This window comes from Asanoa siamensis (assembly GCF_016862555.1).
Lineage (GTDB): Bacteria > Actinomycetota > Actinomycetes > Mycobacteriales > Micromonosporaceae > Asanoa > Asanoa siamensis.
Genome location: NZ_BONE01000022.1, coordinates 103,736 through 117,074, shown reverse-complemented (window position 1 = coordinate 117,074; position 13,339 = coordinate 103,736). Strand labels below are relative to the sequence as shown.

Annotated in this window: 15 protein-coding genes and 1 pseudogene; 9 read left to right on the top strand and 7 right to left on the bottom strand. The window is 72.8% G+C overall.

Going from position 1 to position 13,339, the window contains the following annotated elements; translation table 11 throughout:
• A pseudogene (locus tag Asi02nite_RS15875) lies at positions 1 to 199 on the bottom strand (SRPBCC family protein); the annotation flags it as partial.
• Positions 196 to 753: a transcriptional regulator gene (locus tag Asi02nite_RS15870; protein WP_203713661.1), complete on the bottom strand. Its 558-nt coding sequence runs from the start codon at positions 751 to 753 to the stop codon at positions 196 to 198. The gene Asi02nite_RS15870 and the pseudogene Asi02nite_RS15875, both read right to left, overlap by 4 nt.
• A gap of 174 nt (positions 754 to 927) precedes the next feature.
• Between Asi02nite_RS15870 and Asi02nite_RS15865 the strand changes: the two genes are divergently transcribed.
• Positions 928 to 1,470, top strand: a complete 543-nt coding sequence (locus Asi02nite_RS15865; protein ID WP_203713660.1) for a hypothetical protein — start codon at positions 928 to 930, stop codon at positions 1,468 to 1,470.
• Positions 1,471 to 1,624: 154 nt separating this feature from the next.
• Positions 1,625 to 2,482: a hypothetical protein gene (locus tag Asi02nite_RS15860; RefSeq protein WP_203713659.1), complete on the top strand. Its 858-nt coding sequence runs from the start codon at positions 1,625 to 1,627 to the stop codon at positions 2,480 to 2,482.
• Between the two features lie 149 nt (positions 2,483 to 2,631).
• On the opposite strand, the gene Asi02nite_RS15855 is transcribed toward Asi02nite_RS15860, so the two are convergent.
• The 3 genes from Asi02nite_RS15855 to Asi02nite_RS15845 form a co-directional block, all read right to left on the bottom strand.
• On the bottom strand, positions 2,632 to 3,114 hold the full coding sequence (locus tag Asi02nite_RS15855) for a GNAT family N-acetyltransferase (RefSeq protein ID WP_203713658.1): 483 nt from the start codon (positions 3,112 to 3,114) through the stop codon (positions 2,632 to 2,634).
• 83 nt (positions 3,115 to 3,197) lie between these two features.
• On the bottom strand, positions 3,198 to 4,442 hold the full coding sequence (locus tag Asi02nite_RS15850; protein WP_203713657.1) for an MFS transporter: 1,245 nt from the start codon (positions 4,440 to 4,442) through the stop codon (positions 3,198 to 3,200).
• 12 nt (positions 4,443 to 4,454) lie between these two features.
• Complete coding sequence (locus Asi02nite_RS15845) at positions 4,455 to 4,994, bottom strand: dihydrofolate reductase family protein (RefSeq protein ID WP_203713655.1); 540 nt, start codon at positions 4,992 to 4,994, stop codon at positions 4,455 to 4,457.
• Between the two features lie 90 nt (positions 4,995 to 5,084).
• Here Asi02nite_RS15845 and Asi02nite_RS15840 point away from each other — a divergent pair, with 90 nt between their 5' ends.
• The 7 genes from Asi02nite_RS15840 to Asi02nite_RS15815 all read left to right on the top strand — a co-directional run bounded on the left by Asi02nite_RS15840 (position 5,085) and on the right by Asi02nite_RS15815 (position 10,722).
• Positions 5,085 to 5,411: a YciI family protein gene (locus Asi02nite_RS15840; protein WP_239126747.1), complete on the top strand. Its 327-nt coding sequence runs from the start codon at positions 5,085 to 5,087 to the stop codon at positions 5,409 to 5,411.
• A gap of 3 nt (positions 5,412 to 5,414) precedes the next feature.
• Entirely contained in the window at positions 5,415 to 5,756 is a 342-nt protein-coding gene (locus Asi02nite_RS42570) for a sigma factor (RefSeq protein ID WP_308440158.1), read from the top strand.
• Positions 5,744 to 6,649: an RNA polymerase sigma factor gene (locus tag Asi02nite_RS15835; RefSeq protein ID WP_308440157.1), complete on the top strand. Its 906-nt coding sequence runs from the start codon at positions 5,744 to 5,746 to the stop codon at positions 6,647 to 6,649. Before Asi02nite_RS42570 ends, Asi02nite_RS15835 begins: the two co-directional genes overlap by 13 nt.
• A 67-nt stretch (positions 6,650 to 6,716) precedes the next feature.
• Positions 6,717 to 7,946 carry a CehA/McbA family metallohydrolase gene (locus Asi02nite_RS15830; RefSeq protein ID WP_203713653.1) on the top strand — a complete coding sequence of 410 codons (1,230 nt, stop codon included), beginning with the start codon at positions 6,717 to 6,719 and terminating at the stop codon, positions 7,944 to 7,946.
• A gap of 124 nt (positions 7,947 to 8,070) precedes the next feature.
• Entirely contained in the window at positions 8,071 to 8,709 is a 639-nt protein-coding gene (locus Asi02nite_RS15825) for a hypothetical protein (RefSeq protein WP_203713651.1), read from the top strand.
• A 158-nt stretch (positions 8,710 to 8,867) separates the two neighbouring features.
• A complete protein-coding gene (locus tag Asi02nite_RS15820) occupies positions 8,868 to 9,197 on the top strand; it encodes an STAS domain-containing protein (protein ID WP_203713649.1) in 330 nt (109 codons plus the stop codon).
• A 37-nt stretch (positions 9,198 to 9,234) separates the two neighbouring features.
• Entirely contained in the window at positions 9,235 to 10,722 is a 1,488-nt protein-coding gene (locus Asi02nite_RS15815) for a CYTH and CHAD domain-containing protein (protein WP_203713647.1), read from the top strand.
• Between the two features lie 219 nt (positions 10,723 to 10,941).
• On the opposite strand, the gene Asi02nite_RS15810 is transcribed toward Asi02nite_RS15815, so the two are convergent.
• Both Asi02nite_RS15810 and Asi02nite_RS15805 read right to left on the bottom strand, forming a co-directional pair.
• Positions 10,942 to 11,847 carry a class I SAM-dependent methyltransferase gene (locus Asi02nite_RS15810; protein WP_239126746.1) on the bottom strand — a complete coding sequence of 302 codons (906 nt, stop codon included), beginning with the start codon at positions 11,845 to 11,847 and terminating at the stop codon, positions 10,942 to 10,944.
• Between the two features lie 194 nt (positions 11,848 to 12,041).
• On the bottom strand, positions 12,042 to 13,319 hold the full coding sequence (locus Asi02nite_RS15805; RefSeq protein ID WP_203713644.1) for an MFS transporter: 1,278 nt from the start codon (positions 13,317 to 13,319) through the stop codon (positions 12,042 to 12,044).
• Positions 13,320 to 13,339: the final 20 nt, after the last annotated feature.

Here is a 13,339-nt window from a genome sequence, read left to right as displayed (position 1 = left end):
CACCGTCGTCGTCGGCCCGGGTCAACCGCTGCTGCGGCGCGTCGCCCTCGGGCGTGTAGCGGCCCCAGAACGCGTACCGTTGCGGCAGTTCGACCTCCGCGTGCTCGGCGAGCCAGACGCGCAGTTCGGCTGCGTCGGTGAGCGCGTGCCGCACCTGCTTGATCGGAGCGTTGACGCGGGCCTTGGCGATCACGGTCATTTCTCGTCTCCCTTGGGGTAGCAGGCCACGGCGAGCTTGAAGGCGTCGCCTTCGGCTCCGCCGTAGCGGGTGAACAGCTCCTGCAACGTCGACTGGAGGTCGGCGAGGAACTCGGGGCGTTGCTCCGGTCGGATGTGGATCTCACCGGAGAGGCCGATCGACGGCAGCTCCGGAGCAGTGCGGTCCAGGGCACCGATGTCGGCCTGGACCTCTTCCATCAGGTCGAGCAGGTAGCCGAGGCTCAGCTCGTCCTGTGCCCGGCGCAGGCCGCCGATGCGACCGACCAGGCGCGGTGACAACCAGTAGGACCGGGCACCCGCCTGGTAGATCCCCTCGCTGATGCCGCGCACCTTGCGCTCCGACACCTGCGTGACCAGCCCGGCCTCGACCAGGCGCTTGACGTGGTAGTAGACGCGCTGCGGGCTCTGACCGAGCTGCGCACCGACCTCGGTGCAGGTGCGGGGCTCGGCCAGCTGCCGCAGCACCTCGATGCGCTGCGGTTTGAGCAGGGCTTCGGCCTGCTCGATCTGCTCCAGGTACAGGACATCTCTCATGGCGAAAACAAGTCTTTACGTACAACCAGATTTTGTCAATGCCCCTGTTTCCCCTGCTGACCTGGGTTTTTTTGGCGATTAGTCGGCTTGGTGATGTGAGAGGTTCTTATGGTGATTTCGCAGCTTCCACCATCGTGACGCCCGTGCAGGGCGTGGTTCGTGAGGAGTAGCCCCATGTACAGACGCGTCACCTTCGCGGCCATCGTGGCGGTCGCCGCCGCGCTGGGGATCGGAGCCGCGCCCGCTGTGGCGGCGGATTCCTCGGCCCCGACCACCGTCACCTTCGCGGTCACCGCGGGCGGCCTGACCATCACCGCACCGGCCACCGCCGCGCTCGGCAGCGGCGTCACGGGCGGGACGATCACCGGAAACCTCGGCATGGTGCGGGTCACCGACCAGCGCGGCCTGCTGGCCTTCTCGTGGACGGCGAGCGTCGCCTCCACCACCTACGTCACGGGCGCGGGCGGCGCCGGCCAGGTCATCCAGCCCTCCGCCGTCACCTACACGTCGCCGGCGCTCCCGACCATCGTCTCCGGCGTACCCGTTCCGGTGAAGAACCTGCTCCTGACCACGCTGACCACCGCACCGCAGACGGTCTACACGGCGACCGGTCTCGGCTCCAACGCGGTGGAGTGGAACCCGAGCCTCACCGTGGCGGTCCCGGCGGGCGCTGTCGCCGGCAACTACACCGGGACGGTGACCCATTCGGTCGCGTGACCGGCTGCACCTCGTGGTGGCGATCGCGGCCCTCGTGGCCGCGGTCGTCATTCCGTCGTCCCCGGCCGCGGCGGGGGCTGACGAACAGGTGGGCGTCCGGCTACTCGAAGCGCCCGTGGCACGACGGGCGGACCCGCGCGCGCATATGTACATCGTGGACCATCTCAGCCCGGGTACGACGATCCGCCGGAGCTTCGAGGTGGCGAACCAGTCCAACGAGAGGCGTGAGTTCGAGATCTACCCCGGCGCGGCGAGCATCGTGGGCAACGAGTTCGCGTTCGGTACGGACCACGAGGGCAACGAACTGACGTCGTGGACGAAGGTGTCGGTGTCGAAGGCCGTCCTCGACCCGGGGGAGACGCTCGACGTCGAGGCGACGATCGCGGTGCCGGCGCGGGCGTCGCGCGGCGAGCGGTACGCGGTGCTCTGGGCCGAGACGCGCGCGGCCCCCGACAAGGGCGGCAACATCGGCGCGATCCGCCGGGCAGGGATCCGGGTCTACCTGAGCGTCGGCCCCGGCGGCGAGCCGATCTCCAGCTTCGACATCGGCGAGGTCACCGCCGCCCGGGGCGAGGACGGCGTACCGCGGATCTCGACACTGGTGAAGAACACCGGCGAGCGCGCACTGGACATCAACGGGACGCTGAACCTGTCGGGCGGGCCAGGCAGCATGCGAGCGGGCCCGTACCGCCTGGCGACGGCGGCCACACTGGCACCGGGCGCGAGCGGCATCGTGGTCGCGGCCCTGGACGCCAAGCTCCCCGACGGCGCCTGGCACCTGGACCTGGAACTGGCGAGCGGCACGGTCAAACGCAAGCGCGAGTTCGCGGTCACGATCGCGGCGCCGGGCTTGAGCATGGTGGCCAAGGTGGTCGAGAACTGGTGGGTCTGGGTCGGCCCGATCATCGGCGCACTGCTGGTGCTGACCTTCGCGATCCTGGTCGCGGTACGCCGCCGGCGCTACTCGGCGCGCGCCGCGGACGGGACCCGCTACCGGCCGCGGCACCACTGACGCGAGACCCACGGAGGGGCCACCGCTTCGCGGCCGGCCCCTCCCGTCGTTCGGGGCCGCTGCGCGGGGGCAATGTTTCGTGGCGCGACGCGGCAGTCGTGCGAGTTGAGAGGGCACAATGCGCCGCGTGGCCTTCGGGGAGGCCACCGCTACGCGGTCGGGTCTTCCTTTCCCCGGTGTGTCATGAGGATCTCGTCTGGGTCGTCCGGGTTGGGTCCTACGTGGATGAAGCCGGCGCGTTCGTAGAGTCGGATGGCCTGGGTGTTGGTCGGGCGCACCGAGAGGCGTGCCCCGGCCGAGCGTTCCTCCGCCGCCCAGGCGACGAGCGTGCCGATCAGCGCGTCGCCCACGCCGCGACCTCGGCCCGCCGGGCTTACCCAGACCGAGATGATCTCGATCGTGGCCGGGCCCGCCGGCACGCCGCTCGCCATTCCGACCGGCGAGTCGTCGACGTAGGCCACCAGGTCCCGGGCGCCCGGGATGCGCAGGCGGTCGCGCCACTGGTCCTCGCCCGCGTGCTGCCAGTCGGCGAGCGTCGATCCGAAGGCATAGGGCGCCTCGGCCAACGCCGCCAGTCGTAGGTCGCGCCACAACCGCCAGTCGTCGTCGGACACCACCCGGAGATCCGTCATGGCCAGCAGGATGCCTCACCTCCTGGAGCCGGCCACCTCATTGACCGCACATACTCTTCATCGGAACGAGCAGCCCATCCGGTTCACCCCCGGGAAACCTTGACCTCCTCCGCGGCCGGAAACAAAGCAGGGGCGCGGAGACGGCGGACGCCCGGGGCGGTCAGGGCGCCCGCCGTCGCCAGCAGGATCAGCGCCGCGCAACCCCAGAGCGCCGCCGGCGTCCCCGTCGCCGTCGCGATCGGTCCCGCGACCAGCAGGCCCAGCGGCGCGAACGAGAGCGACCCGAGCAGATCCCAGGAGCTCACCCGGGACAGCGCGTCCGACGGCACCTCCCGCTGCATCGTCGTCGACCAGAGGACGCCGAACACATCACCCGCCACGCCAGCCAAAAACGCGGCGACAGCAACCGCGAACAACGGAGCGCCGGCCGCCAGCAGCGCCATCGGTAGCGCCGCGGTCGCCGTGACCAGCGCCGCCACGAACACCGGCCGCCGGGGCCGCACCCGGACCGCGATGCCCACCCCCAGAAAAGTCCCGGCCGCCTGCGCCGCGGTGAGAGCCGACCACGCCGGCGCGCCGCCGAGGCGTTCGGTGGCCAGCAGCGGGCCGAACACGCCCAGATAGGCGTTCAGGGCCGCGACCACGAACGCGTACTGCGCCACCACCGCCCACAGCCACTGCCGCGACGAGAACTCCCGCCACCCCCGCCGCAGGTCCGACAAGGCGGAAGCCAAAGCGCGGCGCGCATCCCCGGCGGGCAAACGGATGCCGGCGAGCAGAACCGCCGACACGAAGAACGACGCGGCGTTCAACCCCACCGCCCACCCAGCACCGACCACCGCCACCGTGGCGCCCGCCAGCGCCAGGCCCAGAATCAGCCCGAGGTTGAACCCGAGACGGAGCAGCCCGTTCGCCACCTGCCGGCGTTCGGGGGCGACCAGGTCGGGGATCACCCCGTCGTACGCCGGCAGGAAGACCGCGCTCGCCACCCCGGCCAGGGCGGCGAACACGCTGACCAGCGCGAGCGGCGCGTACCCGGTCAGGAACATCACCGTCAGGCCGGTCCAGGCGACCCCGGCGAAGAGCTCGGCGGCGAGCAGCACCCGCCGGCGCGGGAAGCGGTCGCCGATCACCCCGCCGGCCAGAATGAGCACGAGTTGCGGCAGGGCCTGGCAGGCCAGCACGACGGAGAGCGTCGTCGGCGACGAGCCGGGCAGCGCCAGCACCGCGAAGGCGAGCGCCACCCGGCCGAAGCCGGTGCCCAGCACCGAGATGGTGCGGGCGGCGAACAACAGGGCGAAGGGCCGATCGGCCAGCAGGGCACGCATCGGCCCCGGACCCTAGCCGACCGCGTACCGGTGGTGGGTCACGCCCGAGGCGAACACGTCGACCGACGACAGCTTCAGCCGCACCCGCGGGCCGTCGTCGGCGAAGAGCCGGGTGCCGCTGCCCACCACGATCGGGTGCACCAGCAGGCTCAGGCAGTCGATCAGGCCCGCGACCAGCAGGGCGCGGACCAGGGTGATGCTGCCGATCACCGAGATCGGCCCGCCGGGGCCGGCCTTCAGCTCGGCGACCCGCTCCGCCACGTCGCCGGCCGGCAGCAGGCGGGAGTTGCGCCAGTCGAGGGCGCCCAGCGACGCGGACACCACGACCTTCTCCGGGCGGTGCATCGGGCCGGCGACCGGGTCGTCGTCCGGCAGGTGGGCGAAGGCCCCCGCGAAGGTCTCGTAGGTCACCCGCCCCAGCAGCATCGTGTCGGCCGGCTCGGACCAGATGGCGGACATCATCTCGGCGTCCACGTACGGCATGTGCCAGGTTTCCGGCGACGAGACGACGCCGTCCAGTGAGACGAACTGGCCGACCGTGAGCGTGCGCATATCGAAGCCTCCTGAGGCAGTGGGGAACCGTCACCCATGCCGCGAACGGGCCGCCCGGATTTCGACAGACCCCTCGGCTAGATTTCTCGGGTGCGCTTCCTGATGACGCTGAACGCCCCGGTCCGCCCGCCCGACCAGGAGCTCTACGCCGAGATGGGGCGGTTCGTCGAAGAGCTGTCCCGGGCCGGTGTGCTGATCGCCACCGGCGGGCTGGCGCTCGACGGCACCCACGTCAGCTCCAAGGCCGGCAAGGTGACGGTCGTCGACGGGCCCTATCCGGAGACCAAGGAGACGATCATCAGCTTCGCGCTGGTCGACGTCGCCGACAAGGCCGCGGCGGTCGAGCTCGGCCGGCGGTTCTTCGCGATCCAGGGTGACGGCGAGGGCGACCTACGCCAGGTGTACGGGCCGGAGTAGCCCGTGGAAACCGTCGCGGCCGTCTGGAAGGCCGAGTCGGCGCGGATCGTCGCCGCCCTGACCCGGCTGGTCCGTGACGTCGGCCTGGCGGAGGACCTCGCCCAGGACGCTCTGCTCGCCGCCCTGGAGGAATGGCCCGTCAAGGGCGTCCCGGCCAATCCCGGCGGCTGGCTGATGCTGACCGCCAAGCACCGGGCGATCGACCGCCTGCGCCGCGACGACCGGCTGCGCGCCAACCTCGCCGAGCTCGCCCGGCGGCGGAGCAGGAGCAGGCGCAGGCGCAGGAGCGACAGGCCGGCGAGTACGACGACGGCACCGGCATCGACGACGACGTGCTCCGCCTGATCTTCATCGCCTGCCACCCGGTGCTCTCCCGCGAGGCGAGCGTCGCCCTCACGCTGCGGATGATCGGCGGCCTGACCACCGCCGAGATCGCCCGCGCTTTCCTGGTGCCGGAGCCGACGATCGGCCAGCGGATCTCCCGCGCCAAGCGCACCCTCGGCGAGCGGCGGATCCCGTTCGAGGTGCCACCGCCGGAGGACCGCGCGGCCCGGCTCGACGCCGTCCTCGAAACGATCTATCTGATCTTCAACGAGGGGTACGCCGCGACGGCGGGCGGCGACTGGATGCGGCCCGCCCTGGCCACGGAGGCCGTCCGGCTCGGCCGGATGCTGGCCGGGCTGGCGCCCGCCGAGGCCGAGGTCCACGGCCTGGTCGCGCTGATGGAGCTGCACGCCTCGCGGATGGCCGCCCGGCTGGGCCCGGCCGGCGAGCCGGTGCCGCTTCTCGAACAGGACCGCACCCGCTGGGACCAGGATCTCGTCCGTGACGGGTTCGCCGCGCTCCTGCGGGCACAGCGGGACACCACCGAGCCGGGCCCGTACGTCCTGCAGGCCGCCATCGCGGCCACCCACGCCCAGGCCCGCCGGGCCGAGGACACCGACTGGCGGCGCATCGCGGGCCTCTACGAGATCCTGGTGCGCCGCACCCCGACGCCCGTGGTCGAGCTGAACCGCGCGGTCGCCGTGGCGATGGCCTTCGGCCCGGCCCGCGGCCTGGCGATCGTCGACCAACTGCGGGCCCCGCTGCGCGACTATCACCTCCTCCCCGCCGTCCGCGGCGACCTGCTGCGCCGGCTCGGCCGCGAGGACGAGGCCCGGGCCGAGTTCGCCCGCGCGGCCGCGCTCGCCCGCAACACCCGGGAGCGTGACGTGCTGCTCGCACGCGCCGCGATGTAGCCGGAGTTTCCCATCAATCCATCTACACGTATCGACATGTTGTGCGGCATCCGGTCAACTGGTCCTCGTGAGCGGACACCACCACACCCACGCAGATGACCACGGCAGCAGCCTCACCCGGCGCGGCCTCCTCGCCGGAGCCGCCGCGACCGGCGGGCTGATCGTCCTCGGCGCGACGCCGGGCACCGCGCAGGCCGCCAAGGTCCAGGTCGCCCCCGGCCTGGCCGCCGGCGCCGACCGGGCCTCCCGGATCACCACGGGCACGACCCTGGTGCACGGCGACATGCACAACCACTCCCTGATGTCGGACGGCGACGGCAACCCCGACCTCGTCTTCGGCTCGATGCGCGATGCCGGCCTCGACGTCGCCGCCCTCACCGACCACGCGACGCTCTTCGCCATCGAGGGCATCAGCAGGTCGGAGTGGAACCGGGCCGGCGCGCTCGCCGACGCGGCCAACGTGCCGGGCACCTACACCGCGCTGCGCGGCTTCGAGTGGAGCCACCCGCTGCTCGGCCACGCCAACGTCTGGTTCACCAACAACTATGTCGACCTGGGCGGCGCGAGCAGCATGGGCCGGTTCTTCACCTGGCTCACCGGCAACGGCGGCGTCGCCGGCTTCAACCACCCGGGCCGGGAGATCCTGCGCTTCGACAACTTCACCTTCAACAGCGGCGCCCGCGAGCAGATGGTCTCCATGGAGATCTTCAACCGCGGCGACGACTACCTGTTCGACGGTTGGTCCGACACCGGCTCCTCGCCGCTGGTCGCCTGCCTCAACGCGGGCTGGCGGACCGGCCTCATCGGCGTCACCGACGAGCACGGCACCAACTGGGGCTTCCAGGAGGGCCTCGGCCGGGCCGGGCTCTGGGTCACGGGCAACACCCGCAACGAGGTGCTCAACGCGATGCGGGCCCGGCGGTTCTTCGCCACCCGGGTGAGCGGCTTCCGGCTCGACGCCACCGCCGGCGGCGTGCGGATGGGCGGCGTGCTCGGCATCACCGCAGGCGCCGTGCAGTTCCAGGTCGACCTCGACCGTGGCGCCGAGTGGGTCGGCAAGCCGCTGCACATCCAGGTGCTGCGCCCCGACACCCGGGCGCCGCGCGTGGTCGACGTGATCGAGACGACCGCCGGCTCGGTCGCGACGTTCACCGTGCCGCTGAACGTGGCCGACGGCAACTGGGTCGTCCTGCGGGTCTCGGACCCGAGCCGGCCCAACCCGTCGCCGGGCCCGGCCGGCCACCCCTGCAACGACTTCGGCGTGGCCTACTCGAGCCCGTGGTGGCTGCAGCCCTGACGGTCCCACCACTTCGGAGCGCCCGCCTGATCGAGGCGGGCGCTCCGTCGTGTTCACCTGCGCGCCGTCTGGCGCGCGCCTTCGCTATCGCCCGCTGTCGTCGGCGCTGACTAGACCGACGGGTGTGAACCGACACCTTCGCCGCATCGCGTCCGCCGTGGCGGCCGCCGGCGCACTCGCCGTCCCCGCCCTCGTCCTGCCCGCGCCCGCGGCAGCCGCACCGCTCGGTCAGGTCCGGCTGTCGCAGAGCTCCGGCTCGGTCGACGACAACCCGATCTTCGCCACGGCCGAGGCGAGCGGGCCCTGCCCGACCGGGTTCGGGGCCGACACGATGATCCGGATCGGCCCCGTCGGTGGCCCGTACGCGAACGTGGTCAAGCCGTTGACCGCCGGCGGCTACGACCGGAAAGCGCCGTCCGGCAAGCCGAACCGCTCGTTCAGCATGGCCCTCGGCAACGTCAAGCCGGCCGACGGCGAGTGGCAGGTCGTGGTGGAGTGCTACAGCATCACCGACGGCATGCATCCCGAGCGGTTCGTCACCCCCGTCACGGTCTCCGGAACCGTTGGCGCACGGTGCGCGGCGTCGTCGCCGCCGGACGTCAGCGGGCCCGACCAGGCCGAGATCGACGCGCGGCTCGCGGCGAACAATCGGACCGGAAGGCCTCCTTCGGCAACGCGTGGTCGATCGCCGGACTCGTTGTTGTTCTTCGCGGGTTCGGGGTGGTTTCCGTTGACCCGCCGAAGCCTCGGCAAACCCCGCTGAGTTTCCAGCGCGTGCTTCGCGGTCTGTGTCGCCGCCGTGGCGTTCGGCATATACACCCTTGTGTAGCTGAACACCTAGCGAACCGGCGGGTGGTGCGAGCTTGCCGGCACGGATACCGTGAAGGCGCCGAAAAAGCGGGCCGACCCGGAGGTATCCCCGTGGGTACGGTGCTCGTAACGGAGCGCGACAAGCTGGGCGTCGTCGTCATCGAGGTGCGCGGCGACGTGGATCCGACCGGCGCGGCCGAGCTGCGCACGGCGCTGATCCGTGCCCTCCGGCACCTCGACCCGACGCGGGTGGTCGTCGACCTGTCCCGCGCGGGCCACATCGAGTCCGAGGGCATCGGGGCGGTGGTCGCCGGCGCCGACGTGGCCACCGACAGCGGCATCTCGATGTCCGTCCGCGACGCCGCGCCCCTGGTGGCCGAGGAACTGCTCTTCGCCGGCCTGCCCGAGGCCCAGGTCAGCACGGCTGCCGCCCCTGTCTGACCCGCATACCCGCGCCGCCACGGGGTAGGTGTGGGTTATGCGTACGGTCGTGGAACGCGAGCGCAAGTTCGAGAGCCATGGGGATTTCCGGGTGCCGGACCTGGTCGGCGACAGCGTCGCCGCGCTGGGCGAGCCCGACGTGGTCACGCTCGACGCCACCTACTACGACACGCCCGAGCTCTGGCTGACCCGCGGCGCCCTGGCGCTGCGTCGCCGTACCGGCGGGGCCGACGAGGGTTGGCACCTCAAGGTCGGGTCCGCGGGCGGCGCCCGCACCGAGCACCAGCGGCCCCTGACCGCGGCGACCAAGCCCCCGCCCGACCTGATGCGCCTCGTCCGGGCGGCGGCCCGCGGCGGGTCCGTGGAGCCGGTCGCCCGGGTCGAGACCCGGCGCCGCGAGTGGCAGCTGCGGGCCGCGGACGGTGCGGTGCTGGCCACGCTCGCCGACGACGCGGTGGTCGCGCACGACCTGGTCGAGGGGCGCCGGATCGCCTGGCACGAGATCGAGGTGGAGCTCGTCGACGGCGACGAGGAGCTGCTCGACAGCGTCGAGGCGCGGTTGCGCGAGGCCGGCGCGCGGCCCGGCTCACCGGCCAAGATCCGCCGGGTGCTCGACGAGCGGCTCCGCGACCTCACGGCGATCGACGCCGGTGCCGCCACGCCCGTGCTGGCCTACGCCGCCGCGGTGCGGGACAGTCTCGTCGCGCACGACCCGGCCGCGCGCGAGGGCGACGTCGACGGCGTGCACGACATGCGGGTGGCGGTGCGCCGGCTGCGCAGCACGTTCCGTACCTTTCGCGGGCTGTGGGACCGCGAACAGATCGATGGCGTACGGGCGGAGCTCAAGTGGCTCGGCGAGCAGCTCGGCGGAGTCCGCGACGCGCAGGTGATGGGACCGCGGCTGGCGAAGGCCGTGCGCCACCAGCCCGGCGAGCTGGTGCTCGGCCCGGTGGCCGCCGACCTGGCCGAGCGGTTCGCCGCCGACGAGGCCGCCGCGCTCACCCGGCTGCGGCGGGCGTTGAGCTCGCCGCGCTACGTCAAGCTTCTGTCCACACTGGATGAACTGATCGCGGCGCCGCCGGTCACCGAGGTCGGCAAGCGCTGGGTCGACAGCCGGATCCACAAGGCGGTCCGACGGGCCGACGGTCTGCTCGACACCGCGCTCGACCGGCAGGGCGAGGCCGGTGCCAGCGACGACGACCCGGCGCTGCACGAGGCGCGCAAGGCCTACAAGCGCGGCCGGTACGCCGTCGAGGTGCGCAAGGAGGCCGGCGACAAGAACGCCCGGCGGCTCGTCCGCGGCCTCAAGGGTCTGCAGGATTTGCTCGGGGACCACCAGGACTCGGTGATCACCCGGCAGGTGCTGCGCGATCTCGGTGTGCGGGCGTACGGGCGCAAGGCGAACACGTTCACCTACGGCCTGCTCTACGCCGAGCAGGTGGGCCACGGCCGTGCCCTGGTCGACAGGCTGCCGAAGGCGCAGGCCAAGGCCCGCCGCCGAAAGCTGCGCCGCTGGCTGCGGTGACGCCCGTCCCTGGCGTGTCGCCGGCCGAGGGTGGCCGCTGGACCGTCTACGGCTCGCCTCGCCGCCCACGGCCCATGGGCCACCCGGAACTGTCCCGTTGAGGGCGCCGGTCTCGATCGGGCCGGTTGCTGGTCGCGGTCGGCCGGGCATTGGATCCTGGTCTCGGGATCGGGATCGGGATCGGGTGTGGGGCGCGGGAACGTGGGGGCCGACCCCGCGTCAGGTTGTGGTTCTCGTGGCGAGCGCGAGGAAGCGGTGGTCCGCGTCGTCGTAGTGGTCCAGGTGCCAGCCCGCCGCCGCGGTCGTGGCGGTGAGTGGGGCACGGGACAGCGGCTCGTCCGGGCGGACCGGGCGGCCGTGCCGGGCCGCTAGCGCGCGCCGGCCGGACGGGTGGAAGATCACCAGGCGGCCGCCGGGGCGGGTGACGCGGGCCAGTTCGCGGAGGCCCGCGACCGGGTCCGGGAGGTGGGCGACCAGGCCCGCGGCGAAGACCGCGTCGGTCGTGGCGTTCGGCAGCGGCAGGTGGCGGGCGTCGGCGAGCAGCAGCAGGGCGTGCGGCGGCGCCGCGCGTTCCGCGGCCACCGCGAGCATCTCCGGCGTGATGTCGACGCCCAGCACCCGGCCGGTCGGGCCGACGGCGGCGCGGAGCGCGGGCAGCGCCCGGCCCGTGCCGCAGCCCACGTCGACCGCGGTGCCACCGACGGGCAGGTCGGCCTCGGCGACCGCGGCGGCGTACGCCGGCAGGTCGTCGCCGAACTTGGCGTCCCAGGTCGCCGCGCGGACCGCGAAGAAGGCGCGGCTCTCCGACAGGTACCACCGGGTGCGGTCGGCCAGCCGCGGGTCGACGTGCCGGATCACCGGCCACTCGGGATCGTGCAGGTCGATCACCACGTCGGCATGGTGCTCCGGGCTGTCGGGCGTGACCGGCGGCGTACGCAGCCAGACGAGCACGTCCGGGCGCGCGTCGCGCCACCCCGGGCCGGCCGCTACGGAGAACCGCGGGTCCGCCGCCAACCTGTCGGCCACCAGCGCGTTGCGCTCACCGGCCCCGTCGACCGCCACCCGGGCAGGCGCCGCCGGAAGCAGATCGACGAGATTTTCGATCATCTCTTGCCACCTGGTCACCGTTCCATCCTGCGGTTGCCGCGCGGTTCTGACCAGCCTGCGATGAGGCCCGTTGGGTCAGGGGCGTCCCGGCCGCTGCCACCGCGGTCGGTCTGACCGGTTGCCGCAGCGACAGGGCCCACACCGCCAACACCGGCCACGGACCAGACGATCGAACCCGGCGGCGCACCGACCGGCGGCAGACAGGCGCACGCCTATCCCGGCTGGACCGGTAGGTCTCGACTGTGGCGGAGCGGTCCGAACAGGACGATCCAACCCGCCGCGACCACGGCGGCCATCGTGAGCCAAATGGTCGCGCGGAGGCCCACCGTGGCACCGAGCGCACCCCCGATCAACGCACCCAACGGGATCGTGCCGTAGTTGAGCAGTTGCATGCTCACGGTGACGCGGCCCAGCAACCCGTGCGGCACGTACGCCTGTCGGAAGCTGCCCTTCACCACGTTGCCGGCGCTGAGACCGGCCACCAGCACCGCCAGGCCCGCTATGCCGAGGGCGAGCCGCCAGCCGGGCTCCGCCAGCGGCAGCAGCAGGCCGAACGGCGGCGTCAGCAGCGCCGCGGCGAGCAACGTCCGGGCCGTGCCCAGCCGCCGGCCGAGCGCGCTGCCCGTCGCCGCGCCCAGCACGCCGCCCAGGCTCGTCGCCGCGACCAGGCCGCCCACGAGACCCGGTGTCACGCCGACCTCGCGGACGAGGAAGACCACGAGCACCGCTTGGTAGCCCATCAGCGCCAGGTTGCTCGTCGCGCCGTAGACGGTCAGCACCCGCAGGTACGGGTCGCGGACCACGAACCGCAATCCCTCCACCACCTCGGCCCGCAGCGGCCGGCGCGCTCCACGATGGACCGATTCGCGGGTGCGGATGCCGAGCAGGCAGAGCGCGGAGACCAGGAAGCTGGCCGCGTCGACCAGCAGGCCCATGACCGCCCCGAAGACCTGGGTCACGACACCCGCCACGCCGGGCCCCGCCACCTGTGCCGCCGACTCGGTGCTCTGCAGGCGCGCGTTGCCGGCGGGCAACTCGGGTCGGGCCAGCAGGGTGGGCACGAACACCTGGTACGCGGTCTCCAGGAAGACGCCGGCCGTGCCGGTGAGCAGCGCCGCGGTGAACAGGTGCGTCAGCGTGAGCGTGCCGAGCCACCAGGCCACCGGGATGCTGACGAAGACCGCGAGACAGAGCAGGTCGCAGACGATCATCAGGGGTCGGCGGGGGAGGCGGTCGACCCAGGCGCCCGCCGGCAGGCCGATCAGCAGCCAGGGCAGCCACGAGAACGCGGCCAGCAGGGCCACCTGGAACGTGCTCGCGTCCAATGTGGCCACCGCGACCAGCGGCAGGGCCACGGCACTGACGCTGCTGCCGAGCTTGGAGGTCGTCTGGCCGAGCCAGAAGAGCCGGAAGTCGCGCCCTTTCGTGGTGCCGGCCCGCGTCGGTGGGCCGTCGGCGACCGTCGCGGTCGTGCGGTGCGTGACGGTCATGCCGCGGCCGCCCGCCGACC

What these genes read in the sequence shown, in the direction of transcription:
- Asi02nite_RS15870 (WP_203713661.1), bottom strand. Translation starts at nt 753, where the DNA reads ATGAGAGATGTCCTGTACCTGGAGCAGATCGAGCAGGCCGAAGCCCTG.
- Asi02nite_RS15865 (WP_203713660.1), top strand. Translation starts at nt 928, where the DNA reads ATGTACAGACGCGTCACCTTCGCGGCCATCGTGGCGGTCGCCGCCGCG.
- Asi02nite_RS15855 (WP_203713658.1), bottom strand. Translation starts at nt 3,114, where the DNA reads ATGACGGATCTCCGGGTGGTGTCCGACGACGACTGGCGGTTGTGGCGC.
- Asi02nite_RS15850 (WP_203713657.1), bottom strand. Translation starts at nt 4,442, where the DNA reads ATGCGTGCCCTGCTGGCCGATCGGCCCTTCGCCCTGTTGTTCGCCGCC.
- Asi02nite_RS15845 (WP_203713655.1), bottom strand. Translation starts at nt 4,994, where the DNA reads ATGCGCACGCTCACGGTCGGCCAGTTCGTCTCACTGGACGGCGTCGTC.
- Asi02nite_RS15815 (WP_203713647.1), top strand. Translation starts at nt 9,235, where the DNA reads ATGCGTACGGTCGTGGAACGCGAGCGCAAGTTCGAGAGCCATGGGGAT.
- Asi02nite_RS15805 (WP_203713644.1), bottom strand. Translation starts at nt 13,319, where the DNA reads ATGACCGTCACGCACCGCACGACCGCGACGGTCGCCGACGGCCCACCG.